The 25,266-nt window shown below is 39.4% G+C and carries 29 protein-coding genes; 22 read left to right on the plus strand and 7 right to left on the minus strand.

The window, feature by feature from the left end; translation table 11 throughout:
- Positions 1-8 precede the first annotated feature (8 nt).
- From THC_RS01570 to THC_RS01600, 7 genes are all read left to right on the plus strand, one after another.
- A complete protein-coding gene (locus THC_RS01570) occupies positions 9-731 on the plus strand; it encodes an SPOR domain-containing protein (protein ID WP_068512370.1) in 723 nt (240 codons plus the stop codon).
- Positions 732-748: 17 nt separating this feature from the next.
- Complete coding sequence (locus THC_RS01575; RefSeq protein WP_068512373.1) at positions 749-1,210, plus strand: N-acetyltransferase; 462 nt, start codon at positions 749-751, stop codon at positions 1,208-1,210.
- 135 nt (positions 1,211-1,345) lie between these two features.
- Positions 1,346-1,666 carry a TusE/DsrC/DsvC family sulfur relay protein gene (locus THC_RS01580; protein ID WP_068512376.1) on the plus strand — a complete coding sequence of 107 codons (321 nt, stop codon included), beginning with the start codon at positions 1,346-1,348 and terminating at the stop codon, positions 1,664-1,666.
- Positions 1,667-1,737: 71 nt separating this feature from the next.
- On the plus strand, positions 1,738-2,136 hold the full coding sequence (locus THC_RS01585; protein ID WP_197650975.1) for a ComEA family DNA-binding protein: 399 nt from the start codon (positions 1,738-1,740) through the stop codon (positions 2,134-2,136).
- A gap of 8 nt (positions 2,137-2,144) precedes the next feature.
- On the plus strand, positions 2,145-2,819 hold the full coding sequence (locus tag THC_RS01590; RefSeq protein ID WP_068512383.1) for an HAD-IA family hydrolase: 675 nt from the start codon (positions 2,145-2,147) through the stop codon (positions 2,817-2,819).
- A gap of 6 nt (positions 2,820-2,825) precedes the next feature.
- Entirely contained in the window at positions 2,826-4,772 is a 1,947-nt protein-coding gene (locus tag THC_RS01595; protein ID WP_068512385.1) for a hydantoinase/oxoprolinase family protein, read from the plus strand.
- Complete coding sequence (locus THC_RS01600; protein WP_068512389.1) at positions 4,769-6,316, plus strand: hydantoinase B/oxoprolinase family protein; 1,548 nt, start codon at positions 4,769-4,771, stop codon at positions 6,314-6,316. Before THC_RS01595 ends, THC_RS01600 begins: the two co-directional genes overlap by 4 nt.
- Before the next feature lie 15 nt (positions 6,317-6,331).
- Here the strand turns inward: THC_RS01600 and THC_RS09145 are convergent, their stop codons facing one another.
- Positions 6,332-6,508 (minus strand): CBS domain-containing protein, encoded by a 177-nt coding sequence (locus THC_RS09145; RefSeq protein WP_082706231.1) that lies wholly within the window; start codon positions 6,506-6,508, stop codon positions 6,332-6,334.
- A 534-nt stretch (positions 6,509-7,042) separates the two neighbouring features.
- On the opposite strand from THC_RS09145, the gene nth reads away from it, so the two are divergent.
- Together nth and lgt are read left to right on the plus strand one after the other, a co-directional pair.
- Positions 7,043-7,681, plus strand: a complete 639-nt coding sequence (nth, locus tag THC_RS01605; RefSeq protein ID WP_068512393.1) for an endonuclease III — start codon at positions 7,043-7,045, stop codon at positions 7,679-7,681.
- On the plus strand, positions 7,659-8,432 hold the full coding sequence (gene lgt / locus THC_RS01610) for a prolipoprotein diacylglyceryl transferase (RefSeq protein ID WP_068512399.1): 774 nt from the start codon (positions 7,659-7,661) through the stop codon (positions 8,430-8,432). Before nth ends, lgt begins: the two co-directional genes overlap by 23 nt.
- Here the strand turns inward: lgt and THC_RS01615 are convergent.
- The 3 genes from THC_RS01615 to THC_RS01625 all read right to left on the minus strand — a co-directional run bounded on the left by THC_RS01615 (position 8,406) and on the right by THC_RS01625 (position 12,584).
- Positions 8,406-9,230: a prephenate dehydrogenase/arogenate dehydrogenase family protein gene (locus tag THC_RS01615; RefSeq protein WP_068512402.1), complete on the minus strand. Its 825-nt coding sequence runs from the start codon at positions 9,228-9,230 to the stop codon at positions 8,406-8,408. The genes lgt and THC_RS01615 overlap by 27 nt on opposite strands.
- A gap of 65 nt (positions 9,231-9,295) precedes the next feature.
- On the minus strand, positions 9,296-11,716 hold the full coding sequence (recG, locus tag THC_RS01620) for an ATP-dependent DNA helicase RecG (protein WP_068512405.1): 2,421 nt from the start codon (positions 11,714-11,716) through the stop codon (positions 9,296-9,298).
- 22 nt (positions 11,717-11,738) lie between these two features.
- Complete coding sequence (locus tag THC_RS01625) at positions 11,739-12,584, minus strand: glycosyltransferase family 2 protein (protein WP_068512407.1); 846 nt, start codon at positions 12,582-12,584, stop codon at positions 11,739-11,741.
- 144 nt (positions 12,585-12,728) lie between these two features.
- Between THC_RS01625 and THC_RS01630 the strand changes: the two genes are divergently transcribed.
- From THC_RS01630 to rlmB, 6 genes are all read left to right on the plus strand, one after another.
- Entirely contained in the window at positions 12,729-14,585 is a 1,857-nt protein-coding gene (locus THC_RS01630; RefSeq protein WP_068512410.1) for an ASKHA domain-containing protein, read from the plus strand.
- A gap of 2 nt (positions 14,586-14,587) precedes the next feature.
- A complete protein-coding gene (locus THC_RS01635; protein ID WP_068512413.1) occupies positions 14,588-15,232 on the plus strand; it encodes a phosphatidylserine decarboxylase in 645 nt (214 codons plus the stop codon).
- Positions 15,229-15,948: a CDP-diacylglycerol--serine O-phosphatidyltransferase gene (pssA, locus tag THC_RS01640; protein ID WP_068512416.1), complete on the plus strand. Its 720-nt coding sequence runs from the start codon at positions 15,229-15,231 to the stop codon at positions 15,946-15,948. The genes THC_RS01635 and pssA overlap by 4 nt, the downstream gene beginning before the upstream one ends.
- Positions 15,949-16,012: 64 nt before the next feature.
- On the plus strand, positions 16,013-16,288 hold the full coding sequence (locus THC_RS01645; protein ID WP_068512419.1) for a DUF370 domain-containing protein: 276 nt from the start codon (positions 16,013-16,015) through the stop codon (positions 16,286-16,288).
- Positions 16,289-16,291: 3 nt separating this feature from the next.
- On the plus strand, positions 16,292-16,873 hold the full coding sequence (gene gmk / locus THC_RS01650) for a guanylate kinase (RefSeq protein WP_068512422.1): 582 nt from the start codon (positions 16,292-16,294) through the stop codon (positions 16,871-16,873).
- A gap of 1 nt (position 16,874) precedes the next feature.
- Positions 16,875-17,630 carry a 23S rRNA (guanosine(2251)-2'-O)-methyltransferase RlmB gene (gene rlmB, locus THC_RS01655; RefSeq protein ID WP_068512424.1) on the plus strand — a complete coding sequence of 252 codons (756 nt, stop codon included), beginning with the start codon at positions 16,875-16,877 and terminating at the stop codon, positions 17,628-17,630.
- Positions 17,631-17,652: 22 nt separating this feature from the next.
- Here rlmB and THC_RS01660 read toward each other — a convergent pair whose 3' ends face one another.
- Genes THC_RS01660 through THC_RS01670 form a run of 3 tightly spaced genes read right to left on the minus strand, consistent with a single transcriptional unit; the run spans position 17,653 to position 19,244 of the window.
- Entirely contained in the window at positions 17,653-18,114 is a 462-nt protein-coding gene (locus tag THC_RS01660) for a hypothetical protein (protein ID WP_068512428.1), read from the minus strand.
- Positions 18,078-18,719, minus strand: coding sequence for a histidinol phosphate phosphatase domain-containing protein (locus THC_RS01665; protein ID WP_068512431.1), 642 nt, complete (start codon positions 18,717-18,719; stop codon positions 18,078-18,080). The genes THC_RS01660 and THC_RS01665 overlap by 37 nt, the downstream gene beginning before the upstream one ends.
- A gap of 9 nt (positions 18,720-18,728) precedes the next feature.
- Positions 18,729-19,244, minus strand: coding sequence for a bifunctional nuclease family protein (locus THC_RS01670; protein ID WP_068512435.1), 516 nt, complete (start codon positions 19,242-19,244; stop codon positions 18,729-18,731).
- Between the two features lie 266 nt (positions 19,245-19,510).
- On the opposite strand from THC_RS01670, the gene THC_RS01675 reads away from it, so the two are divergent.
- From THC_RS01675 to fliM, 7 genes are all read left to right on the plus strand, one after another.
- Entirely contained in the window at positions 19,511-20,239 is a 729-nt protein-coding gene (locus THC_RS01675; protein ID WP_068512438.1) for a PD-(D/E)XK nuclease family protein, read from the plus strand.
- 311 nt (positions 20,240-20,550) lie between these two features.
- Positions 20,551-21,567 (plus strand): hypothetical protein, encoded by a 1,017-nt coding sequence (locus THC_RS01680; RefSeq protein WP_068512442.1) that lies wholly within the window; start codon positions 20,551-20,553, stop codon positions 21,565-21,567.
- Positions 21,564-22,304 carry a rhomboid family intramembrane serine protease gene (locus THC_RS01685; protein WP_068512445.1) on the plus strand — a complete coding sequence of 247 codons (741 nt, stop codon included), beginning with the start codon at positions 21,564-21,566 and terminating at the stop codon, positions 22,302-22,304. Before THC_RS01680 ends, THC_RS01685 begins: the two co-directional genes overlap by 4 nt.
- 16 nt (positions 22,305-22,320) lie before the next feature.
- Positions 22,321-23,145, plus strand: a complete 825-nt coding sequence (locus tag THC_RS01690; RefSeq protein WP_068512447.1) for an SDH family Clp fold serine proteinase — start codon at positions 22,321-22,323, stop codon at positions 23,143-23,145.
- A complete protein-coding gene (locus THC_RS01695) occupies positions 23,132-23,638 on the plus strand; it encodes a methylated-DNA--[protein]-cysteine S-methyltransferase (protein WP_167344307.1) in 507 nt (168 codons plus the stop codon). The genes THC_RS01690 and THC_RS01695 overlap by 14 nt, the downstream gene beginning before the upstream one ends.
- Positions 23,639-23,794: 156 nt before the next feature.
- The gene (locus THC_RS01700) at positions 23,795-24,280 is read left to right on the plus strand and encodes a flagellar basal body-associated FliL family protein (protein WP_068512456.1); all 486 of its coding nucleotides are present in this window, start codon (positions 23,795-23,797) and stop codon (positions 24,278-24,280) included.
- 6 nt (positions 24,281-24,286) lie between these two features.
- Entirely contained in the window at positions 24,287-25,264 is a 978-nt protein-coding gene (gene fliM, locus THC_RS01705; protein ID WP_068512461.1) for a flagellar motor switch protein FliM, read from the plus strand.
- Positions 25,265-25,266: the final 2 nt, after the last annotated feature.

The raw sequence follows: 25,266 nt of genomic DNA on the forward strand, positions 1-25,266 counted from the left end.
GGTCAAGGATGGAAGAAAAAAAGGTAAAATTTGAGTTAAGTAAGATCTCTTTGATCTTTGTTATTCTCTTTGGTCTATGTCTTTTAATCTGGACTTTTATTCTTGGAGTCTGGGTTGGGACAAAGATTGGTGGAAAACAATCTACTGAAGAGATAGCTCTTGAACAAAAGGTGTCTCCCCATCCCTCACCAGTGGTTAATGCTACTAATATGACTCAGGAGGCACAGAAGGAGACTAAAAAGACAGAAAACGAAACCCAGATGAATCAAACTGTTAATCAGACTATTGCTCAGGTGAAGGAGGAGAAAAAAGAGATAGCACCTCAGCCTGCAGAAAAGAAACCTGAAGTAAAGAAGGAGGTGACTCCTTCTAGAAAGGAGGTTCATAAAGAGGTCTCCCAAAAGCCTGAAAAACAATCTGCTCCAACTGAGTCTCCTAAGTATGCTAAAAAGGAGGTTGCCCATTTAGCTGAAAAAATTAAGGAACAGAGCTCTGGAAAGTTTTCAATTCAGGTAGGAGCCTTTTCTCAAAGGGAAAAGGCCTTAAGTGTAGTTGAAAAGGCAAAAAAACTTGGATATAGTGCAGAAATAAAAGAGACTACCTCTGAAGGTAAAACCCTTTATAAAGTTTTAGTTGGAAGATATGGAGATAGACCTACTGCAGATAAAGCATTAAAGGAGATTCAGGGTAAGCTTGGTATAGAAAAACCTTTTGTTGTTGAACTGCCCTAATTTAAAGAGGATTTATATTGGAAGTAAGAAAAGCAAAGCTCTCTGACATAAAATATATATATAAATTGATTTTATATTTTTCTAAAAAAGGGGATGTAATACCCCGTCCCTTAGCTGAACTTTATGAGAGTGTAAGGGAGTTTTTTGTTTGTGAGGATAGAGATCTTATTGTTGGGGCCTGTTCTTTACATATACTTTGGGAGGATTTAGCTGAAATCAGATCCTTAGTTGTTAGTGAGGAATACCACAGACAGGGGATAGGGAGTAAGTTGATTGAGGCCTGTCTTAAAGAGGCCAAAGAATTGGGAATACCAAAGATATTTGTTTTAACTACTTCCCCTGATTTTTTTAAAAAATTTGGCTTTAAGGAGGTGCATAAACAAGAGCTACCCCAGAAGGTCTGGGCTGATTGTATTAAATGTAGTAAGTTTCCTGAATGTGATGAAGTTCCTATGCTTTTAGAATTGAATCAGAATTAGTTATTTTTTTCTCGTAGGGGTTGACATTTTTTAAAAAAAAGTTAATCTTAGTTTGGCCCCATTAAAGGGGCCTTTTATTGAATAAAAAATATTTAATGAAGATTATTAAAGTAAAAAAATAAAGGAGGTGGAGTTATGCCTACAGTTGAGTACAAAGGTAAGACTTTTGAGGTTGATGAAGATGGATTTTTAGTTGGTGGTCTTGAGGTTTGGTGTCAAGAATGGGTTGATTATGTTAAAGAGCAAGAGGGCATTTCTGAACTGACGGATGAGCACTGGAAAGTTATTAATGTGCTTCAGGATTATTTTAGGAAAAACGGTGTTGCCCCAATGGTGAGAATTCTTTCCAAGGTTACTGGATATCCTCTTAAGAAGATTTATGAGCTTTTCCCCTCTGGTCCTGGAAAGGGTGCCTGTAAAATGGCTGGTCTCCCCAAACCTACTGGTTGCGTGTAATCAATCTTTTTTATCAGGGGGCTATTGCCCCCTAAGCTTTTATGTTAAAGCGGATATTTTATTTTTATGTTTTGTTTTTATTTTTCGCTTTTATTCCTCTTTTAGCTCAAAATAAAATTGATTTAAACAAAGCTACTTTAGAAGAACTTAAAAAAGTCCCTGGTATAGGTGAGGTAATAGCTAAAAACATAATTGAGTATAGAGAAAAAGAAGGTCCTTTTAAAAACATAGAAGACCTTAAAAAGATCAAAGGAATTGGTGAAAAAAAATTAGAACTTTTGCGGAATTATCTAACTGTTGGTGATACAGTAGGCACTTCTAATCCAAGTGATACCCTTCCTTTTAATGAGACCTATCCCAAGGAAAGACAGATCTATTATTATAAAGATGAAAAAGGTATTCTTCATTATACACAATTTCCTGAAACTGTTCCCGAAAAATATAGAAAGACTCTTAGACCTCTTCGCTAAAAAGTTACATGTTAAGGGTTATTTTTCTTGATGCAGAAGGAACTTTTCTTAAATTTAATCCCTCCTTAGGCGAGATTTATCGCAGGCTTTGGGGCTCCTTTGGTATTAAAACAAATTCTGAGAAAATTTCAGAAAAACTAAGATTTTATTTTAAAAAAGTTTTTAAAGAAGAGCTTAAAACACCTCTCAATGGAGAGATCTGTAAAGAGGGTTGGAGAGAAGTTTTTCATAGGGCCTTTGAAGAATACAAAAATGACAAGATCTTTAATGAAGTATTTAAAGCAGCTTATGCCTTCTTTGCCAGTCCTGAATGTGTTACTGTTGTTCCAGGATTTATGGAATTTTTATTGAAGGGCAAAAAAGCGGGATTAAGCTTTGCAGTTATTTCCAATTGGGATTGCAGGCTTTATCCTATTCTTGAGGGACATAATTTGCTTTCCTATTTGGAGGGGGTATTTTTGGGCTGTGAAGTGGGTTATTTAAAACCAAGCCCAGAGATCTTTAAAAGAGCCCTATCTTATTTTCAAATTTCTCCTGAAGAGGCCCTTATGATAGGTGATACCCTGGAGGATGATATTGAGCCTTCCCAAAAACTGGGTTTACATACCTATCATATTCAAGGGGAACCTGATTACTTAAATATCTGGAACCATATTCAAAGGATTTTGTCAGATCAAGGGTGATAATCTTTGAAAGTAGCTGTTGATACAGGAGGCACCTTTACAGACTTTGTCTGGAGAGAGGAAGGGGCTTTAAAAATTTTTAAAATCTCTTCAACACCCAGGGATCCAGCCTTAGCCATTCTTAAGGGGTTAGAAGAGCTTGAATTTGAGACTCTTATCCATGGGACAACTGTTGCTACCAATGCCTTTCTTGAGAGAAAGGGTGAAGAATTTGTTTTGCTCACTACTGCTGGTTTTGAAGATATAATTTTTATTGGACGCCAAACAAGGCCAAAACTCTATGACCTTTTTGTGGAAAAGCCAAAACACTTCATTACACCTGAGAATGTATTTGGGGTCAAGGAAAGAATAGGGGTAAGGGGAGAGATTATCCGGGCCCTTGAAGAGGAAGAAATTAAGAGGGTTATCAGAGAAATAAAAAATAGAGGCCTTAAAAGTGTAGCCCTAAGCTTTCTCCATAGTTATATAAACCCTATTCATGAAAAGATGCTAAAGGAGTCCCTGGAGAAGGAATTAAAAGCTGAAGTCAGTGCTTCTTTTGAGATTCTTCCTGAATTTCGTGAGTATGAAAGAACTTCAACCACAGCTATAAATAGCTATTTAGTTCCTGTGATTAGGCGCTATTTGGAAACACTTAAAGATAAATTTCCCCAAAAGCAGATTTTTATTCAACAGTCAAATGGAGGCTTTATAGATCTTAAAGAGGCCCAGAAATACGCTATACATACTATCCTTTCTGGTCCAGCAGGGGGAGTTTATGGAGCTTTGATTTTTGGGAAAAGCCTTGGTTTTGAAAAATTGATAACCTTTGATATGGGTGGAACTTCAACGGATGTTTGTCTTATTGATGGAGGGCTACCCTTTACTAAGGAATATCTTCTGGATAGTTTCCCTGTGGGAATTCCGGTCATAGATATTCATACTGTTGGAGCAGGGGGAGGATCTATAGCCTATGTTGATGCAGGGGGAGTGCTTAAGGTTGGTCCTCAAAGTGCAGGGGCTGACCCAGGGCCAGCCTGTTATGGAAGAGGTTTCCTTCCAACCGTGACAGATGCCAATCTTGTCCTGGGAAGGATTTTACCTGAGAGATTTTATGGTGGAAAACTTCACCTTGATAAAGAGCGATCCCTTAAAGCAATTTCAGAGATTGCTCAAAGGATAGGGCTCTCACCCTTTGAAACAGCTCTTGGTATTATTAAAATAGCCAATACCCATATGGCAAGAGCCATCTCAAAAGTAAGTGTAGAGCGGGGGTTTGACCCAAGAGAGTTTGTCCTTTTTACTTATGGAGGCTCTGGAGGTCTTCATGCCTGTGCACTGGCAAGAGATTTAGGTATTCCCAAGATTTTAGTTCCAAAATTTGCTGGAGCCTTTTCAGCCTTTGGCCTTTATTTTGCAAATCTCATAAAGGATTTTTCTCAAACTGTCCTTATAAGACTTGAAGAAAAAGCAAAATTAAGGGATTACCTTTCTGAACTCAAAGATAAGGCCTTAAGATATTTACTTAAAAAGGGGGAAAATATAGAGGATTATGAGGTTGAAATTTTTGCTGATTTGAGGTATTTAGGACAGGGCTATGAACTGACAGTTCCTTTTGGAGAGGATCTCAAAAGGGCCTTTGAAGAGGAGCATGCCAAATTTTACGGATATGTTCTTTACAATCACCCTCTTGAAGTGGTAACCCTGCGTTTGAGGATAAGAAAGGGGACACCCTTTGCAGGGTTTCAAGTTGAGGAAAGAACTCCCTCTTTTTCTCATTTTGAAGGTAAGATTTATACAGATAAGGGTTTTCAGGATATAAAAATTATAAACTGGGAGGTCTTAAAAGAAGGAGAAAGTTTGAAAGGGCCGGCCTTGATTATAGAAGATTTTACCACCCTTTATTTAGAAGAGGATTTTTATCTGAAGGTGTTGAAAAATAAAACCCTTCTGCTTGAAAGGATTGAGAGTTGAAGCCCTTTGAACTTGAAATATTTAATAAGCTTCTCTCAAGTGTAGCTGAGGAGATGGGGGCAGTGTTAAGGAGATCATCCTTTTCTCCTAATATCAGAGAAAGGGCAGATTTTTCCTGTGCTATCTTTGATGCCGAAGGGGAGCTTGTTTCTCAAGCCTCACATATTCCCGTTCACCTGGGAGCCATGCCTGAAACCATGAAAGTGCTTCTTCCTCTTTTTGAATGGCAAGAGGGAGATATAGTGATTACTAATGACCCTTTCCATGGAGGAACTCATCTTCCAGATATTACTTTAGTCAAACCAGTTTTTCACTTGAGGGAGCTACTTTTCTTTCTAATGGTAAGGGCTCATCATAGTGATGTGGGTGGAAAAGTTCCTGGGAGTATGGGGCTTTGTGAAACCATTGAAGATGAGGGAATAAGAATAATACCTGCCTATCTTTATAAAAAGGGTATATTACAGGAGGTCTTTCTTGAAGCCCTGTTGAAGGAGATGAGAAATCCTTATGAAAGAAACGGAGATTTTAAAGCTATGATTTCTTCTTTACAGAGAGGAGAGCTAAGAATTCAGGAGCTTTTGTTTCGTTATGGTAAGGAAACATTGCTTTCTGCCATAGAGAAACTTAAAAATTATACAGAAAGAGCCTTTTTAGAATTATTAATGGGTATGCAAAAAGGAAATTTTACCTTCACTGATTATCTTGATGGAGATGGTTTTGAGGCCTCGGATATTCCAATAAAGGTAAGGGTTGAAATTACTTCAGAGGGGGTGTTATGTGATTTTTCAGAAAGTCCTCCACAAGCTAAGGGTCCGGTTAATGCCCCAAGGGCTGTTACAGTTTCTTCAGTTTATTATGTTTTTATCTCTCTTTTGAATACTCTGGGAGAATTTCCAATAAATCATGGATTATTCAGGCGGATTCAAGTTATTACAAGGCCTAAAACTCTTCTTTCTGCAGAATATCCCGCTGCTGTCTCAGCCGGGAATGTGGAAACCTCTCAGAGGATTGTTGATACCCTTCTTGGAGCTTTACATGAGGCCATTCCAGAGTTAGTTCCAGCGGCATCCTGTGGTAGTATGAACAATATCTCCTTTGGAAATAGGCAAATGGCTTATTATGAGACCATCGGGGGAGGAATGGGGGCTCGTCCAGGTAAAGAGGGCCTCTCTGCTGTGCACACGCATATGACTAATACCATGAATACTCCAATTGAAGCCCTTGAGCAGGTCTTCCCCGTTAGGATAGAAAGTTATGCCATAAGAAGGGGCTCGGGAGGTAAAGGACTTTTTTCAGGAGGTGATGGGATTATAAGGGAATATCTTTTTCTTAAGCCTTTAACCGTGAGTCTTTTGACAGAAAGAAGGAAAAATCCTCCCTATGGTCTTAAAGGTGGTTTAAAGGGAGAGGTGGGGAAAAATTATCTCCTAAGGGATGGACAAAAGATAGAACTTCCTGCTAAATGCACCTTAGAGGTTAAAAGTGGGGATAAAATCAGAGTAGAAACCCCTGGTGGAGGGGGATGGGGAAAAAGTCAATCTTGAGTTTCTGAAAGCTCTCTATATCTTCTCAAAGCCATTCCAATATCTGTTCTTGAGATAATACCTTTCAAGTTTTTTTTCAGAATCTACAACTAAAAGCCTACCAATTCCATAATTTATCATCTTTTCAAGAGCTTGAGCAGGTGTTTCATTTTCAGTGGTAGTTACAATCCCAACGATTTTTCCTTTTCCCATAACCGGGAGACCACTAAAGATGCCTTTGCATTAATTCTTGGGCATAACTGAGGGGAGTTTCAGAATTAATGGTTATTGTATGCGTCCATATCTTTTTACTTAATGGGATTTTTTTCTACCACTTCTTTTATAAGAAAATGAATCTGTATAGGAGATTTTGTTAGGTCAACCCTATGTGTTTGCTCTCTTTTGGCTCTCCCTCTTACCTCTCACCTTTTTTCACCCTTTTTTTCTAAGTATGTTCTCCCAAGCATTTACTGATATCTCCTTATCTTTCTGTAAAGCTCCTTTACCTTTCCGCCCACTCTTTCCTTTGAAATAAGCTTTGCGAAAGAACTAAGCTCGTGAATTCAAGAGGGGTGAAGTAGATAGTTTTTTTCTGAAGGTTCAAGAGAGGAGTTAATTGCACATTTAGGAGATTTTTTATATGAGGCAACGATAAAATTTTGAATAGATTTTTAATGAGGCAATTCGTTGCATTGTAAATAATTAAAATAGGGCTAAAATTTGAATAAAAATTAGAGGGAAACGAAGATGGAGCTTAAAGAAAAGGTAAAAGAGGTGATTAAAAGGCTTAAAAAGGCCTATCCTTCAGCCCGAATTGCCCTAAATTTTCAGAATCCCTTGCAACTTCTTATAGCCACAATTCTTTCAGCCCAGTGCACCGATGAAAGAGTTAATCAGGTAACTGCGGAGCTCTTTAAAAAATATCGCACAGCTAAAGACTTTGCTTCTGCACCTATTGAAGAGCTTGCCCTGGATATTAAAAGCACTGGATTTTTCCAGCAAAAAGCAAAATACATCAAAGAGGCCTGTCGGATTTTAGTTGAAAAATATGGTGGTGAGGTCCCCAGAACCATGGAGGAACTCCTTGAGTTGCCCGGGGTTGCAAGGAAAACAGCCAATATTGTGCTTTCCAATGCCTATGGGGTTATTGAAGGTATCCCTGTGGATACTCATGTTTCAAGGCTTGCTCAGAGAATTGGTCTTGTTAAATCTAAACAGGCGGAAAAGATTGAGAAGGAGCTTATGGAGATTGTCCCAAGGGAGGACTGGTTTATATTTCCCTATCTTTTACAGGCCCATGGAAGAAAGATCTGCTTAGCAAAAAAGCCCAAGTGTCCTGAGTGCTTTTTAAAGGACCTTTGTGATGCTTACCTATCCCAAAATTGACCCAGTTATATTTAAAGTAGGGCCCTTTCAGATCCGCTGGTATGGGCTGATGTATTTGTTAAGCTTTTTAGTAGCCCTTTTTCTTTGTAGATACCAACTCAAAGAAAGGGGGAGAGCTGAGCTCTACCCTCTCCTTGAAAATCTTCTCTTTTATAGCTTTATTGGTCTTGTAGTAGGGGCAAGGCTTGGATTTTGTTTTTTTTATTACCCTGATTACTTTCTTACTCATCCCTGGGAAATTCCAGCGGTCTGGCAGGGAGGAATGTCCTTTCACGGAGGAGCTATTGGTGCTATTCTTACCGGCTATTTTTATCTTAAAAAGAAGGGAGAACACTTTCTTTACTGGGCAGACCTGGTTATAGTTCCAGCCCCCCTTGGACTTTTTTTCGGAAGGATTGGAAATTTTATAAACGGTGAAATCTTTGGTAAACCCTCCAATCTTCCCTGGGCTATGGTTTTTCCAGAGGGAGGCCCTATTCCCAGACATCCCGTTCAGCTCTACGAATCCTTAGTCACAGGTCTTTTTCTTTTCTTGCTTCTCTGGAGTATTAGGAATAAACCCTGGAAAGAGGGGGCTAAACTCTCTTTTTTCTTAATTGTCTATGGTATTTTGAGATTCCTTTTTGAATTTTTACGCGAGCCTGGACAGAGCTTTAGCTTACTTTTTGGCTGGATGACCATGGGACAGGTTCTTTGTCTCGGTATGATATTTACAGGTTCATTACTATTGTTTTACATCCATAGGAAGTAGTTCTTCAATGGCTTTTGCTATCTCTTTGGCCTGATTAAAGGCCTGGGAAAAAAGTTGGTAGGCAAGAGAATCTCTCCGATTTAAAATTTTTGTTAAATCCTGACAGTTTTTACAGAGGAGATTTCTGAATTTTTTTCCAAAGGGGTTTTCAAGTTGAATACGGGCATAGAGTCCCTCATCTTGTTTGGCAAGCCTTTTGAGGATTTCAAGCTGGCCAAGAAAACTTGGAGTGGAAAGGGCTATAAGCTCCTCAACTTTGAAATTAGCTGAATGAATAAGATTGCCAAGGAGCATTAACCAGAAGTGATTTATAACCTGCACAAGGCCCATAACCTCATCATGTCTTTTGGGGTGAATTTTCACCACCCTTAGTCCAGCTTTGCTGAAAACCTCTGAGATCCAGAGATAACCCTTTTTTCCACGCAAGGGATAAAGGGCAACTGTTTTTCCCTGAAGATCCCTCTCATAAGGGCCAAAAAGAGGATGTCCTGCTATAAGCTCTCCTTTTTTAAGAACTCTTCGCATGAGCCTTGCTGGTTCAAGCTTGAGAGAGCAGATATCCATGATCCAATGATGTCTCTCCACATAGGGGGCTATTTCAACTACAACCTTAGCAAAAACCTCCATCGGGAGAGATAGAAGAATAAATTTAGACCTCTTCATAAGTTCGGGAAGACTTAATCCCCTTTCCACATCCGATATCATTACAGAATAGCCCCTTTCCTCAAAGAATCTGTGAAAGAGTCTTCCCATTTTTCCTGCGCCACCTACTATCCCTATACTAAAGTTTTCGTCCATTTAAGCCCCCCTGATATCAATTTGTAATCAAAAGTCTAATCCAGAGCAAGGTTTCCCCTGAACTGTCAAGCTATCTCAGAGAGTTTTAGTCTTTCCTCCCATCTTCTAAAAAGTTCTTCCCGCAAAGCTGGATACCTTTCAAGGGTGGGGTCTTCTTTAATAAGTTCAAAGGCTGCTTCTTTGGCCAGCAGAAGAAGATCTATATCTCTTACTGGATCTGCCCTTTTAAATTCAATAAAACCGGATTGCTGAGTCCCGAAGATATCCCCTGGACCTCTAAGGTGCATATCTGCCTCTGCTATCTTAAAGCCATCATTGGTTTTACACAGAACCTGCAGGCGTTTGTAAGCTTCACTTTGGAAAGAGATCTTGTAGGCTATCAAGAAACAATAAGATTGTTTATCACTTCTACCTACTCGGCCCCTCAACTGATGTAACTGCGAAAGCCCAAATCTTTCAGCATGTTCAATAACTATGACTGTTGCATTGGGAACATCCACCCCTACTTCAACGACAGTTGTTGAGACAAGCACATCTATCTCTCTTCTTTTGAAGGCCTGCATAACCATGTCTTTTTCCTGAGAGCTCATTTTACCATGTAAGATACCCACCTTGAATTCAGGAAATATATCTTCTTGAAGCTCTTTCCCGTGAGTAAGGACTGCCTTTAAGTCCAAGGCCTCGGACTCTTCAATAAGGGGTAAAATCACATAGGCCTGATGCCCTTTCTGGAGCTCCTTTCTTACCTCTTCATAAGCCAGTCTTCGGTTATATTCCAGAAAGAGCTTGGTTATAACCGGTTTTCTTCCCTTAGGCATCTCATCAATAATAGATACATCTAAATCTCCATAGACGGTAAGAGCAAGAGTTCTGGGGATAGGAGTTGCAGTCATAACCAGGGTATCCGGGTTAAGACCTTTAGCTTTTTCCCGGAGAGAAGCCCTCTGAAGGACGCCAAAGCGATGTTGCTCATCAATAATAACCAGGCCAAGCCTTTTAAATTCCACCCCTTCTTGAAAGAGCGCATGGGTTCCTATAACAAATTTATAAAAGCCTGTGGCAAGGCCATTACAGATTTCCCTTTTTCGGGAGGGTGCAAGTCCTCCTGTAAGAAGAGCACTTTCAACCCCCATAAGCTGAGCATAACTTCTGAAACTGCGATAGTGCTGTTCCGCAAGAATTTCTGTAGGAGCCATAAGGGCTACTTGATATCCATTCTCAATGGCAATAAGGCCAGCTACAAAGGCAACTACAGTTTTTCCACACCCCACATCCCCCTGAATAAGCCTATTCATAGGTATATCTCGGGCCATATCCCTTTTGATCTCTTCTATGACCTTCTTTTGGGCAGAGGTTAGCTCAAAGGGAAGTTTCTCTAAAAAATCTTTTGCCAGCCTTGATTCAACATTAAAGGCAATTCCCTTTTCAAGGGCAATTTTGCTTTTCTTAAGGGCAAGACCAAGCTCAAGGAAAAAAAACTCTTCAAAGGAGAGACTTCGATGATAAAGATTGTTTCCATCCAGAAGAATTTCTATTTTTTCCGAATTTTGAGGTAAATGTAAGGCTATCAAAGCCTTTTTTAAAGGGAGAAGTTTAACCCTCTGTAAGAATTTGGTAGGAATAAGGTTATCTACATATTCAACATATTCCTTTACAACTCTTTGGAGGATCTTTCTTAAGGTCTTTTCTGGAATCCTCTCTAAGGTTGGATAAATTGGGACAATATGCCCCAGTTCAGCTGCTATTTTTTCTGTATCCTCTTCTGAAATAGTCTCAGGATGACTCATTTCAAGATTGCGTAAGAATCGGTTGACCTCTCCTATAGCATAGATTTTCTTTCCTACCGGAAAGAGGCCTCGCATGACCTTATCCTGAAAATGAAACCATTTGAGGGTGAGAAAACCAGTCCCATCAGTAATAAGAATCTCATAGGTTTTACGCCGTGAATAATAATTGATCCCACTTTTAAGGATTTCACCAAAAACTACCGCCTTCACTCCTTCAACTAAATTTCCTATAGGGGTGATCTTTCTTCGGTCCTCATAAGTTCGGGGTAAAAAAAAGAGAAGATCCTCTATAGTATGAAGGTCTCTTTTAGCCAGTTTTTGAGCAAGTTTTGGGCCAATCCCTTTAAGGGTTTCTATTCCTTGAGAAAGGATCTTACGATTTTTACGATAAGTTTCAAGGGAAGGGATATCTTCAGGACCATCAAGTTTTAAAGGTTCATTAAAATTTTTTTGTAAAAGAAGGTCTTTTATCTTTAAAAGGCGAAGTTTTTTCTCATCCATTGAGAGAGCATCTAAGCTTTGAGAAAGGAGTCTTAACTGGGTTTGTAAATCCGTGGGAATTTCTGGGGGAGCCTCTTTGAGAAGTTGCAGAAAGGTCTTTTCAAGGTCTTTGCTTTTAGGCAAAAGAGCAAAGTCCTTCTTAGTTAAAGATTCTATAATATTTGAGAATCTCTTTAGCCAGTTTTCCTTGGTATCCATATAATTTATTAAGGCTTGGTTGTTATGTCACTGAAATACTCTGAAGATTAAAATTACTCCAAATTTTTTGAAGTTCAAAGATTTTTCTTAAGTTTCCGTGTTTGAAAGCCCCTTTGAGAAAGATTTTGCTTTTATTCTTCGCCTCAGAGAGAAGAAGAAGTTTTTCTTCTGATGAAAGGTATGGACTGAATTCTTTATAAATCTTCAATAAGGCCTTTATGCGGTAAAAATCAAGACCCCTCTGTTGAGAGAGTTGATCAGATCTACCTCCATACTTTATGACCAGAGGTTCCTTTATAAGTCCCATAGGCATCTTTAAAGCCACTCTCAGGAAGAATTCGTAATCCTCACAAACTGGGAAGGATTCGTCAAAAAGTCCAATTTCATCAAAGACTTCTTTTTTAACAAGTAAGGTGGAAATAGAGACAACACAGAGTTTTACCGCGCGCTCTAAGAAAAATCCTTCTGCCTTGGCATGATACCTCTTGGGGTTTAGTCTCTTTTTCCCTTTATACCAGATCTCTTCAGTCTGAACAAGCTTAGCCCAGAGGTTTTTTTCTAAATATTTAATCTGTTTTTCTATCTTAGAGGGTAAAAATTCATCATCACTATCCAGAAAGGCTATAAGATTTCCCCGGGCTTTAAGGATGCCTCGATTCCTTGCAAAGGCAACACCCCTGTTGTCTGGAAGACGCACATATCTTAAGGGATATTTTGAAATCACCCTCGGAGTATTATCCTTTGAGCCATCATCAATCACAATCAATTCCAGAGAAGAATAGCTCTGCCGAAGAACACTTTTTATAGCCCTTTCCAAAAGATGGGCCCTATTATAGGTAGGAATAATTACAGAAACATGGGGCTCCATATCTAAAAATTAGAACACCTTTTGGATTTAACAATATTTCAAAGGGCAGGAAAGCATTATTTGTGAAAAATTGCTGCAAAGGCTGAAAAAAGATAAAATTATTTTAAATTTGTTAAGGGATTACCTACAGAAGGAGGAAGGCTTATGCCCAGGGTTTTGTTTCAACCCTATCAAATAGAAGCTGAGATTTCACCTGATGAGACAGTTATTGATCTGGCAATGAAGCTTGGCATTCATATAAATGCAAGCTGTGGAGGAATCGGGGTATGTAATAAGTGCAAGGTCTTCCTTGAGTCAGGAGAGGCTAAGGGAGAAAAGATTGAGGATATCTATTATAAGGCCTGTACCCTCTATCCGGTAACTGATATAGTTGTGCGCATCCCTGTGGAAAGCCATTTTGACCGGAAGGCTCTTCTTCGCAAAACAAGAGCACAAGCCCTTGAAAGAAAAGAGACCTTATCCCTTGATCCACCTATTAAAAAGGTTTATTTAGAACTTACCCCTCCTGATATTGAAGAAAATACCCCTGATCTTGAGAGGCTTTTAAGTGCTCTATCAGAGAAGGAATTTGAAATAACCGAAGTCCCCTATTCTCTTTTAAGAAGTCTCCCCCATGTCCTCAGAGAGGCTGATTTTAAAGTAACGGTGACTCTTTTTAAGCATGCCAGGGGTTATCGTTTAATTGACCTTGAAGCAGGCTATACCCTTGAAAGGAATCTTGCAGTAGCTATGGATCTCGGGACAACCACCCTTCAGCTTGAGTTACTTGACTTAAATTCTGGAGAAACCTTAGCCTATACCTCTGATTATAATCCTCAGATTAGCTATGGTGAAGATGTTATAAGTAGAATAGAGTTTGCCCGCAAAAAGGATGGTCTGAAACTCTTAGCAGAAAGAGTTAAAGAAAGATCCCTTCTCCTTATGGAGGAACTCCTCAAAGAGGCGGGAAGAAAAATAAGTGAAATAAATCTCTTCTCTATAGCTGGAAATACTGTTATGACCCATCTTTTTCTTGAGCTTGAACCCCGTTTTTTAAGGGAGTATCCCTATGTGCCTGTAGCAAAAAATTATCCACTTCTTAGAGCTAAAGATTTAGGGCTTCCTTTGAAGGAGGAGAGTGTTGTGCTCTTTTCTCCATCTGTGGCAAGCTATGTGGGTGGTGATATTACAGCAGGGGTGCTTGCATCACTTATGGCCCAGGAAGAGCAGTTAACCCTTTTTATTGATCTTGGGACCAATGGGGAGATAGTGGTTGGAAACAGAGATTTTCTTATGTGTGCAGCTTGTTCAGCCGGGCCAGCTTTTGAAGGGGGTGGTATAAAATGCGGTATGAGGGCAACAAGTGGCGCCATTGAATCTGTTAATATTGATCCTCAAACCTATGAGCCCATGTTTCTTACCATCGGAAGGAAAAAGGCTAAGGGGATTTGTGGCTCAGGAATAATCTCTCTTATGGCAAGTTTACTCAGGGTTGGCCTTATTGATAAGGCTGGAAAATATAGACGAGATCTTAAGCATCCCAGATTAAGAGAGGGTGATGAGGGCTATGAATATATACTTGTTTTTAAAGAGGACTCAGCAACTGGTGCAGATATAGTCTTTACAGAAAATGATATAGAAAATCTTATCCGCGCTAAAGGGGCTATGTTTGCAGGTTATCAGATTCTTCTTGAATCTGTGGGCTTAAGTATTAATGAGCTTGAGAGGGTTTTTTTAGCTGGAACTTTTGGAAGTTATATTGACCTTGAGGATGCTATAACCATTGGGCTTCTTCCTGATCTTCCAAGAGATCGTTTTTATTTTCTTGGGAATACCAGTTTACAGGGTGCCAAAAAGGTGGTATTATATACTCATAAAAGAGAGGAGCTTATGAGAATAACTCAAATGATGACCCATGTTGAGCTTTCCAATCATCCCAAGTATATGGACTATTATATGGCAGCACTATTTTTACCCCATACAGATGAATCCCTATTCCCATCCCTAAGTCAGAGAGGTTAAAGATGATCCATCCAGAGGGACGGCCTTTTGTGCTTTTTCCTTTATTAGCTTCAGGCCTTTCTGCCCTGATTAAAAGGCCGAAGCTTGCCTGTTCCTTTCTTGGTCTTTCTTTGGCAAATGCCTTCTTTTTCAGAAATCCAAAGAGAGAACCCCTCCTTGAACCTGAGCTTGTTATCTCTCCTGCAGATGGGAAGATTATTTGTTGTAAGGTTGAGGAAAGACCTGACTGGTTTGATGGGCCTCTCTATCGGATTGGAATATTTATGCGTCTCTGGGATGTGCATATAAATCGTAGTCCAGTTTCAGGAAAGGTCCTTAAGGTGATCCATCTTCAGGGAGAAAAAAGGCCTGTTTTTTTGGATGAGAGCTTAGAAAAGAATGAGAAGATCTTTTACCTCATTGAAAGGGAAGACGGATTTCCCTTCTGGGTGGTTCAGATTGCTGGGATTGTAGCCCGCCGGGCTAAAAATTTTGTCCTCCCCGGAGATGATCTCGTTACCGGTGATCTTCTCGGGATAATCAAGTTTAGCTCAAGGGTTGAACTCTTTTTCCCCTTTGAAGGGGCAGAACTCTTTGTTAAGGAAGGACAGAAGGTCTTTGCCGGAGAAACAGTGCTTGCTAAGATTCCTCTTAAATCCCTGGCATGACGCCTCTTTTACCTCATATTTTTACTACCCTTAATCTTTTTGCCGGTTTTTTTGCTATTATAGCCTCCTTTGAAGGGAGGTTCTATCAGGCTGGAGTGGCTATTCTTCTTGCCATTGTTTTTGATGTCTTTGATGGGAGAATTGCCCGCCTAATAGGACAAATGAGTAAATTCGGAAAGGAGTTTGATTCCTTAGCAGATATGGTCTCCTTTGGTATTGCTCCAGCTGTTCTAATTTACAACTTTTCTTTAAGAGGTTTTTCTCGGATGGGGTGGTTGGCCTGTTTTTTATATGCAGCCTGCGTTGCCCTAAGATTAGCAAGATTTAATGTAAAGTCTTCCTCTACGCTCTATTTTGAAGGATTACCATCCCCTGCAGGAGGCGCTATTATCTCTGCAACAGTTTTGCTCCTCTTAAATCTTGGAGTTGAGCTGTTTTATAGAAATTGGCTCCTCCTGATCATGGTCTATCTTCTTGCCTATCTTTTTATTTCACCTATTAAATATCCTGCCTTTAAGGAGATAAAGATTAAAAGTGCTCAGACCTTTTATTTTCTTGTTCTTTTTCTTTTGATGCTTACCCTTACTGCTGCTAATCCACCGCTCCTTCTTTTTGTTTTTGTTGCCTTTTATATCCTCATTGGCCCATTTGTTCTCTTTGGAAGGTATGGATCCAGATTCTTTAAAAAAATTTTTAAAAGAGGGCAAAAAACATAGAAAATTGACAAAAATTTAAAGATGTGTTAATTTATTTGGAGATAAATTAAGTAAGGGGGAAGGTATGGCAGTTTCAGGAAAGCTTTTGAACATAGGTTTTGGTAATTATGTAGTGGCAGATAGGGTTATTGCCATTGTCAATCCCAATTCTGCTCCTATGAAAAGGCTCAAAGAAGAGGCCAAGGATACCAAAAGATTGGTTGATGCTACCCAGGGGCGAAAGACCCGTTCTATTATTATAACTGATAGCAACCATGTTATCCTTTCTGCTATTCAGGCTGAAACCATAGCTCAGCGATTTGCAACAGATACCTTTAAACTTAAGGAAGAGGAAGAGTAGACCTTGGAAAATTTGATCCTTATCGTTTCCGGGCCATCAGGGGCTGGGAAAAGCACTCTTCTAAAGGAACTTCCAGAAGAGGAATTTTATTTTTCAATATCTCATACCACCCGTGTTCCCAGACCAGGCGAGGTTGATGGAAGAGATTACTATTTTATCTCCCGAGAGACCTTTCTTGAGATGCTTAAGCGTGGAGATTTTCTTGAGTGGATAGAGGTGCATTCTAACCTTTATGGAACAGCCAAAACAGAAATTGATAAGGCCTTTTCTCAGGGGAAGCATTTAGTCTTTGATGTGGAGGTTATAGGGGCAGGCAATCTTAAGAAATATTTTGGTCCCCTTGTGGTCTCCATATTCATTGCTCCTCCGAACTTAAAGATTCTTGAAGACCGCCTGAGGAAAAGAGGGGCAGAAACTGAAGAAAAGCTTCAGGAAAGATTGAAGAGATCAAGTTTTGAACTATCCTTAGCCCCATTCTTTGATTATATAGTTGTAAATGATGATTTAGCTGAGGCTAAGAAGAGGTTTCTTTCTATCATCAGGGCAGAGCTTTGTCGCCCTTACAGGGTTAAACCCTCTTTCTGAGATGTCAAGGGTTATCTGGGGAATTAATCCCCTTCTTGAGGTTTTAAAAAACCAACCTGAGCTTATTGAAGAGATAGTTCTTGAGAAGAAGTCCCTTTCGGGTAAGAAGTTTCAGATTCTTGAAAAAGCTAAAGCCCTTGGGATTCCTGTTAAAATCTGGTCAAAGGGTGCTTTTTTTCCACCCAAGGTTCCCCATGATTCCCATACTCAGGGTGTAGTTGCCTATTTACGCACCTTTGAGTATGCAGAGCTCGAGGATATAGTTGCTCTCTGGGAGACAAGAGGAGAGGATCCCTTAGTTATAGCTCTTGATGAGGTTACAGACCCCCAGAATGTAGGAAGTATTTTAAGGGTTGCTGATTCAGCTGGAGTTCATGGGCTTATTATTCCCAAGCACAGGGCCTGTGAAATAACTGGCACGGTGATTAAAGTCTCAGCTGGGTCTGCCTTTCATCTTCCCATTGTAAGGGTAACCAATTTAAAAGAAGCGATCTCTTATTTTAAGGAAAGAGGCCTCTGGGTTCTTGGGCTAACCCACAAGACTGAAACAACTCTTTATGACCTTGACTTAAAAATCCCTCTTCTTTTGATAGCTGGAAATGAGGGAAAAGGGATAAGACCCTCCATTCTGGAAAGATGTGATTTTCAAGCCCATCTTCCTATGCGCGGAAAGGTTGAAAGCCTCAATGTTTCTCAGGCAGTAAGTATTGCTCTTTATGAGATCTTAAGACAGAGATATTACTGCGCTGTAAAGTAGCCTACTTACATTTTCCAGCCCTTCAGCCTCCACTTAAGTGAAGGGCAAGTATTTTTTCCTCAAACTCTTTTTTAAAGGATTTAAAAAATGGTGGTGTATATTTTAAAAGGGAAGCATAGTTGGGAATGAGTTCCGAGTCTCCTCTCAGGGTAATCTGAGGATAAACCTCAATAAGAATAAAGGTTTGAAGATTAGTGAGGAGAGCAAAATAGGGTAGGGGGTTAAAAAAAATACGAGCTATGGCTAAAAGAGGTCTTTCAAAAGATGAAAGCCCACCTTTACTGGGATGATAATTTACAATAAGAAGGGTTTGCTCATTTTCTATCACCAGAGGGAGCTCAAGTTCAAAAGAGAGGCCCTGATATGAAAAGAAAAGTTCTTTTTTGAGTTGAAAACTCTCTTCAGGATAACCTTTCTGAAGGAAGAGGGTTTTAAGAGCAGTTAAAATTAGATCCTGAGAAGGCGGTTCTTTACCAAATTCCATAGATTTTTGAGTTCATCCAGAGTTAGCCCTGCCCCGAGGGCTATTTTGGAGGCAAGTTCTTGGCTTAAAAGGTCAGAAGGACTATGGGCATCGGAATTTATAATCAAAGGGGCCTGATATTTTTTAGCTAATTTTACCACATGTCCATTTGTAAAGGAGTGCCCCTTTCTTCCTGAGATTTCAAGAAAGACCCCTTTTTCTGCAGCAAGTTTAACCTCTTCTTCACTGATAAGCCCCGGGTGAGCAAGAATATCAGCTCCACCAAGGATTGCAGATCTATTGGTTCCTTCTGCCACTGGCTCAACAATGGTCTCCCCATGCACTACTACTATTTCTGCCCCAAGAGCTCGTGCCTTCTGAATAAGCTCTGGTATAAGCTCAGGGGGAACATGGGTTAACTCAATTCCTGCTATGAGACGGGGAGTTAAGCCCCTGAAGGCATCTTTGATTTTCAAGAGATTTCCAAGAATAAATTCAAAGTTAGAAGGATCTGCATGATCAGTTATAGCTATGGCTGAATAGCCAAGAACTTTAACCCTTCGCCAGATCTCTGCAGGAATTAACTCTCCGTCACTAAATACGGAATGACAGTGAAAATCAAACAAAATACTCTCCTACATCTTATATTTAAAATGTTTAGGATCAAGCTCTTCTAAAATCTCTTTGAGTTTCTCCTTTTCCTCTTCGGTTGCTCCAACTATTTCTTCCTGGGCTTCTTTGATAGGGGATTCTGCAAAGGTCTGGCTCTTCTGAAGAACCTCTTCATTTACAAAGATTTCAGCTCCTGTTCTTAAGGCCATAGCCACTGCATCACTTGGGCGGGCATCAATATCAACCAGCTCTCCCTGAATATCAAGAGTAATCACAGCATAATAGGTATTTTCCCTGAGATCAACAATCTCAATTTTAGGAATCCTTATACCCAGAAAATCAAGGATATTTTTCATAAGATCATGAGTAAGGGGTCTTGGAAATTGGATATTTTCCAGTTTTGAAGCAATGGAAGTAGCTTCCAAAACACCTATCCAGATGGGTAGAATTCTCTCTCCATTTAGCTCTTTAAGGAGCATAACAGGACTATTTGAGACAGGATCAACCGCCAGTCCATGAATCACAACCTTTACCTTCATACCCTTCACCTCTTGCAAATAAGTTTATTAATAATGTTAAGCTTTCTCCAGAGAAAAGTCAAGGTTAATGAATGCATTTCTCATAGAATTTTCTTTAGCAAAGCAGAAGCTTTTATCGATGATTTAGGGGTGGGTGCATAGGTTCATTTTCCTGCAACAGAAGTAGTAGAAAAATCCCCTTTAAATCTCAAACAATATGGACTTATGCAAAACCTCTTGTTTTTTTTCATTTTTCTTTTAAGTTTTGAAATTAAGGTGGGACTTTTATGCAAAGGGCTAAAAAAAGTATCAGATCCAAAGTAGCCTTAAAGGAAATGTTAATTCGGGATCTCCCCGAACTTTTAAAGGAAGATCCCCTTCTTAAGGATTATGTAGCAAGTCTTTTCAAAGAAAATTTTGCAGACAAAAGAACCACTGAAGAAGAGATTAAGGCCCTTTTAGAGGAGATTAAGAACCTAAGAATTGAGAGTGAAAAAAGATGGGAAGAACATTCAAAGAGGCTTGAGGAACATTCTCAGAAGCTTGAAGAACTCTCTCAAGGCAATAAAATCCTGATGGAAGAAATCCTTGCCTTAAGAAAGAGACAGGATGTGCAGATTAGTGCCCTTGGGGCAAGATGGGGAATTAAATCAGAGAAAACCTTTCGCAATGCGGTAAAAGGTCTTCTTGAGGAAACCTTTGGGGTTAAGGTAGAACATTATGAAACAACTGATTTAGAAGGTGAGGTCTTTGAAGGTTTTCCTGGTAAAAGGGTTGAAATTGACCTTATTATTAGAAATGGTGAACTTATTGTAGCTGAGATTAAATCTTCCGTTAGTCCTGGAGATGTTTTGCTTTTTGAGATAAAGGTAAAGTTTTTTGAGAAAAAAGAAGGGAGAAGGGTCACAAGAAAGATAATTATTTCTCCTATGATTGATCGTGAGGCAAAGAGCTTTTGCAAAAGTCTTGGAATAACCTTTTACACGGATGTCCCTGATAGAGAAGAAGGATTATAAGAAGAGCAAAAAATCGGTGCATAGGTTCTGATTCTTCCAAGAAAAAAGAAGAGTGGAAAGAGGTAAAAGGTGAGAGGTGAGAGGTGAAAATGTGAGAGGTGAAAGGTGAAAGGGGAGAGTAGGGAAGACCTGCGTATCTGCCCAATAATATAAAGAAACATATAACAGGCAAACACATAGGTTTGCCCCTACAAAATACAGGTTCATTTTCTTTAAACTGAAGTAGTATAAAAAATCCCTTTTAAATCTCAAAAGATATGGACTTATACATAACTTTGCCTTTTGGTGGGTTGATGTTATAATTAAAAATTATGGCTTTTCTTGCCTTTGATTGTGAGGGACCTCTTACACTTAATGACAATGCCTTTGAATTTTCAGCCTATTTAATTCCAAGGGGAGATTATTTTTTTACTCAAATCTCTCGTTTTGATGATTATCTGGCAGATATCAAAAAAAGGCCGGGTTATAAAGCAGGAGACACCCTAAAACTCATTCTCCCTTTTCTTAAGCTCTTTGGGGCTACAAACAAGCTTCTGGAAGAGTTTTCTGCTAAAACCCTTTTATTTCTCCCCAAAGTTGAAGAGGTTTTACCAGCCCTAAATAAACTTTTGCCTACCTTTATTATTAGCACAAGTTATAGGCCCTATTTAGAGGCCTTGGCCCAAAAGCTTAACTTTCCCCTGTCTCAAATCTTTTGCACAGAGGTGGATTTTGATAAAGTTGAATTATCCGCAAGTGAAGCTAAGATTCTGCAAAGCCTTTATGAAGAAATCTTAAAATTCCCTTTGATTGAGCTTCCCAGAGAGGCCCAAAAGGTGGAAGATCTTACTCCCTCACTTAGAAATATTTTAGATCGTCTTGAAGAAATCTTTTTTGAGATAATCTGGAATCTTGATTGTGGGGTCTTTTTAAGGGAGGTCAATCCCATTGGTGGTGAAGAAAAGTCCAAAGCCTGCCAGATAATAGCTGAAAACTTAAATAATTCCTTGGCAGAGGGATTTTACTGTGGGGATTCCATAACGGATGTCCAGGCCCTTAAACTCGTTAGAGAAGGAGGAGGAGTAAGTCTTTCCTTTAATGGAAACAGATATGCCCTTAAGGCTGCTGAGTTTTATGCCCTCTCAGGTAAGGCCAATCTTTTCTTAGAGCTTGCACGAATGTTTTTGGAAGGAGGTCCTCTTCATCTAAGAAAGTTTTCAAAAAACCTGGAGGAAGATTATGAATTTGGTCCTGTTCCAGAGGAGGAGGGAGATTTTCTACAGCTTCTGGAAAGGTCTGAAGCCTTTCGGAAAAAGGTAAGAGGTGAGCTCATCGGAGCCCTTGGATGATACCTCTTCAGGATCTAAACCCTCGGAGAAGACCTGCTCTTGTTACCTGGGGGCTAATCATTGTAAATGTATGCGTTTTTTTATTTGAGCTTTCTCTTTCAGGGGAGGCTCGCCAGAGTTTTTTTCGTAACTGGGGATTTACCCCTGGTCTTTTTTTTGATGATTATTTTTCTGTTTTAACTGGTCAAAATCCCTGGCAGAGTTATCTATCTCTTTTTACGCATCTGTTTATTCATGGGGGCTGGCTTCATCTCATTGGAAATATGTGGACTCTCTGGATTTTTGGAGATAATGTGGAAGATCGCCTTGGTCCTTTTCGTTTCTTACTTTTTTACTTAACTACTGGAATCTTAGCTACTCTTACACATGCCCTGATTTATTCTGACTCGGTTGTGCCCCTTGTTGGAGCAAGTGGAGCTATATCAGCAGTTATGGGGGCCTATTTTATGATGTATCCCTTTGCAAGAATACTTGTTCTCATTCCTGTTTTTTTTATTCCTCTTTTTGTTGAGATACCCGCTTTTCTCTATTTAGGACTCTGGTTTTTGATGCAATTCTATAGTGGCCTCTTTTCCCTTGCCCTTCCTGGAAGTGTAGGAGGTATAGCCTGGTTTGCACATCTGGGAGGCTTTTTAACTGGAGCCTTGACCTATAAACTTTTTTGTAAAAGACCTTGCAGATTTTATAGAGATGAAGAAGGTGTTTTTGGGGCCTTTTTTGATTTAGATAAACCCTGAAGGAGGAGGCATTTTAATGACGGGTTTTGAACTCTTCTGGATCTTATTTTTAGTCCTTGCCATGCAACCCTTTTTAAGACAAAAATTTCTTGAGATAGCCCGGCAAAAGATGATTGAAAGAATTGAGGCTATAAGGGGCTCTCGGGTAATCCTCTTAGTGCACCGTCAGGAAACTATGAGTTTCTTGGGTTTCCCTATTATGCGCTTTATTGATATCAATGACTCTGAAGAAGTCATTCGGGCTATCCATATGACTGATAAAGATGTTCCCATAGACATAATACTGCATACTCCAGGTGGATTAGTATTAGCTGCCCTTCAGATTGCCCTGGCTATAAAGAAGCATCCTGCTAAGGTTACAGCCTTTGTGCCTCATTATGCCATGAGTGGTGGCACCCTTATTGCCCTTGCCTGTGACGAAATTGTTATGGATGAACATGCTGTGCTTGGACCTGTTGATCCTCAAATTGAAGGATATCCTGCAGCCTCTATCCTAAGACTTACCAAAAGAAAACCTCTTGATAAGATAGAGGATAAAACCCTTATCCTTGCTGATGTGGCTGAGATGGCCTTAAGACAGATGAAGGAAAATTTAAAACTCATTCTTAATGAAAGATACCCTGCTGAAAAGATAGAGGAGCTTGCTGAGGTCCTATCTCAGGGCTATTTTACCCATGATCATCCCATAACCTTTGAAGAGGCTAAAAGACTTGGCCTTCCTGTTTCACAAGAGTTACCCCTTGAAATCTATCAACTGATGAAACTTTTCCCTCAGCCTACAAGGAGTATCCCTTCTGTTGAATATCTTCCCCTTCCTAAGAAAAAAATTGGAAAGCCTTAAGACAGCCAGAGCACTTATAAGAATCTTTCCTTTTCAGTTTGAACTCACCTATCTTTCAGGAGGACAACTTGTCAAGGTATCTTTTGATCTTTACCTTAATTCTCACCAAAGGGAGATCTATCTGGAAAAGGAAGTTCTCCGAAAACCTGCTCATGATTTTTTGGAACAGCTTAAGCTTTATTTTCACGGTAGGCAAAACTATTTAGATCTTCACCATCTCTTACGGGTTTCAGACTTTACTCGTAGAGTCCTTAATTTCCTGAGAAAGATTCCCAGAGGACAAACTTTAACCTATAAAGAATTAGCAAGGATACTAAATTATCCCGGGGCTGAAAGGGCAGTAGCTAAGGCACTTTCCTCAAACCCTCTACCTCTTCTTTACCCCTGTCATAGAATTATATCTAAGCGAGGATTAGGGGGCTTCTCCCAGGGCCAACTTTTGAAGTGGCTGTTCCTTTTCTGGGAAAGCTCTTATAAAAATTTTGACATATAAAAATAATTGTCAATTTTTTGACTCTAATCTTTTCCCTATTTTTTATTTTAGCAAGATGAATTTTGTTGAAAATATAAAAATCTTCAAAGTTCTCAAAATATGATTTAGTTGGCACAAATTTTGCTAAAAATTCTTACTAAAGGGAGGAGGTGGCCCATGGCAGAAGAGGTCAAAGAAGAGGTTAAAGAGAAAAAGGGAGGTAAAAAGAAACTTCTTATCTTTATTCTTCTTGGTTTTCTAATTATAGGTATTGCTGGTGCTGGAGTCTTTGTTTTTCTTGGAAAAAAAGGAGAAGAAGCTGCAGAGAGCAAAAAAGGGAAAAAGTCTGCTAAACCAAAGGTAACATTTTTTATTGAATATGATCCCATAATTGTTAATTTGATGGATCCCTCTGGTAAACGCTATCTACAGGTGAGAATGAGTTTTGAGGTTGCAGATAAAAAGGTTGAGGAAGAGCTTAAAAAGAAGGAACCCCTTATCAAGGATTTGGTTTTGAGTATTTTAAGTGGAAAGACTGTTGAAGAGGTGGTTGTACCAGATGCTAAGGAAAAGATTAAAGCTGAAATCCTGAAAAAGGTAAATGAAGCCCTTGGAGAAGAGCTGGTTTTAAATGTTTATATTACTCAGTTTATTGTGGAGTAAAGTTATATGGAAAACATTCTAAGTCAAGAAGAGATTGATGCCCTTCTTTCAGGTCTTGAGAGTGGAAAGATTGATACCACACCGGAAAAACCTGAAGAGGGAAAGGTAAAACCCTTTGACTTTAGAAATTTTGCTATCTCTACTCGTTTAAAGATCCCCGGTATAGATGTTATTAATGATGCCTTAGCGCGTGCCTTAAGGTTAAGTTTTTCAACTATGCTTAGAGAAATGGTTGACATGATTAACATTCCTACCCAGATGGAGAGATTTAGGGATTTTCTGAATAAGATTCCAGTTCCGACCTCAATTCATATTTTTAAATTAGAACCCTTGAAGGGAAATTCTCTTTTGATTATTGATGCCCCTTTAGTGTTTGTGTTTGTAGAGAGATTCTTAGGGGGTGGGGAGAGGAAAATTGTTAAGGTTGAGGGAAGAGAATTTACTCCTATTGAGCAAAAACTTATTAAGCGGGTTGTGGATATGATCTTTCTTGAGCTTGAAAAGGCCTGGAAAAATGTCTATCCTGTGAAGCCTAAATATATAAGGGGTGAAGTTAATCCCCAGTTTGCCAGGGTTTTACAACCGGAAGAGACGGTTCTTGTTACCGGTTTTAACCTTGAAATGGAAACCATAAGCGGAAAAATCCTTTTTTGTTATTCTCTGAGCTCCCTTCAGCCCATAAAGGACAAGCTCTATTCGCCCTATCAAATTGAAGAAGTGATAGATTCTAAATGGCGAAGGTCCTTAGAGCAGATTATTTTGAATAGTGAGGTCTCTCTGAGGGCCCTCTTAGGAAAAGGAAAAATTACTCTTGGGGATCTTATTCATCTCAAAGAGGGTGATGTAATTCTTTTAGAAAAAAAGTCTGAAGAGCCCATTGAGATTCAGGTTGAGGATACTCCTAAAATGCAGGGAAAAATGGGGGTCTTTAAAAGACATTTAGCTATCCAGATTGAAAAATTTGTAACCTTTCAAGAGGAATAAAC

The organism is Caldimicrobium thiodismutans (assembly GCF_001548275.1).
GTDB classification, from domain to species: Bacteria; Desulfobacterota; Thermodesulfobacteria; order Thermodesulfobacteriales; family Thermodesulfobacteriaceae; genus Caldimicrobium; species Caldimicrobium thiodismutans.

Excerpts from the sequence above, each read along its gene's own strand:
- THC_RS01570 (WP_068512370.1), top strand. The coding sequence starts at position 9 with ATGGAAGAAAAAAAGGTAAAATTTGAGTTAAGTAAGATCTCTTTGATC.
- THC_RS01580 (WP_068512376.1), top strand. The coding sequence starts at position 1,346 with ATGCCTACAGTTGAGTACAAAGGTAAGACTTTTGAGGTTGATGAAGAT.
- THC_RS01590 (WP_068512383.1), top strand. The coding sequence starts at position 2,145 with ATGTTAAGGGTTATTTTTCTTGATGCAGAAGGAACTTTTCTTAAATTT.
- THC_RS09145 (WP_082706231.1), bottom strand. The coding sequence starts at position 6,508 with ATGGGAAAAGGAAAAATCGTTGGGATTGTAACTACCACTGAAAATGAA.
- nth (WP_068512393.1), top strand. The coding sequence starts at position 7,043 with ATGGAGCTTAAAGAAAAGGTAAAAGAGGTGATTAAAAGGCTTAAAAAG.
- lgt (WP_068512399.1), top strand. The coding sequence starts at position 7,659 with ATGCTTACCTATCCCAAAATTGACCCAGTTATATTTAAAGTAGGGCCC.
- THC_RS01615 (WP_068512402.1), bottom strand. The coding sequence starts at position 9,230 with ATGGACGAAAACTTTAGTATAGGGATAGTAGGTGGCGCAGGAAAAATG.
- recG (WP_068512405.1), bottom strand. The coding sequence starts at position 11,716 with ATGGATACCAAGGAAAACTGGCTAAAGAGATTCTCAAATATTATAGAA.
- THC_RS01625 (WP_068512407.1), bottom strand. The coding sequence starts at position 12,584 with ATGGAGCCCCATGTTTCTGTAATTATTCCTACCTATAATAGGGCCCAT.
- THC_RS01630 (WP_068512410.1), top strand. The coding sequence starts at position 12,729 with ATGCCCAGGGTTTTGTTTCAACCCTATCAAATAGAAGCTGAGATTTCA.
- THC_RS01635 (WP_068512413.1), top strand. The coding sequence starts at position 14,588 with ATGATCCATCCAGAGGGACGGCCTTTTGTGCTTTTTCCTTTATTAGCT.
- pssA (WP_068512416.1), top strand. The coding sequence starts at position 15,229 with ATGACGCCTCTTTTACCTCATATTTTTACTACCCTTAATCTTTTTGCC.
- THC_RS01645 (WP_068512419.1), top strand. The coding sequence starts at position 16,013 with ATGGCAGTTTCAGGAAAGCTTTTGAACATAGGTTTTGGTAATTATGTA.
- rlmB (WP_068512424.1), top strand. The coding sequence starts at position 16,875 with ATGTCAAGGGTTATCTGGGGAATTAATCCCCTTCTTGAGGTTTTAAAA.
- THC_RS01660 (WP_068512428.1), bottom strand. The coding sequence starts at position 18,114 with ATGGAATTTGGTAAAGAACCGCCTTCTCAGGATCTAATTTTAACTGCT.
- THC_RS01670 (WP_068512435.1), bottom strand. The coding sequence starts at position 19,244 with ATGAAGGTAAAGGTTGTGATTCATGGACTGGCGGTTGATCCTGTCTCA.
- THC_RS01675 (WP_068512438.1), top strand. The coding sequence starts at position 19,511 with ATGCAAAGGGCTAAAAAAAGTATCAGATCCAAAGTAGCCTTAAAGGAA.
- THC_RS01680 (WP_068512442.1), top strand. The coding sequence starts at position 20,551 with ATGGCTTTTCTTGCCTTTGATTGTGAGGGACCTCTTACACTTAATGAC.
- THC_RS01685 (WP_068512445.1), top strand. The coding sequence starts at position 21,564 with ATGATACCTCTTCAGGATCTAAACCCTCGGAGAAGACCTGCTCTTGTT.
- THC_RS01690 (WP_068512447.1), top strand. The coding sequence starts at position 22,321 with ATGACGGGTTTTGAACTCTTCTGGATCTTATTTTTAGTCCTTGCCATG.
- THC_RS01700 (WP_068512456.1), top strand. The coding sequence starts at position 23,795 with ATGGCAGAAGAGGTCAAAGAAGAGGTTAAAGAGAAAAAGGGAGGTAAA.
- fliM (WP_068512461.1), top strand. The coding sequence starts at position 24,287 with ATGGAAAACATTCTAAGTCAAGAAGAGATTGATGCCCTTCTTTCAGGT.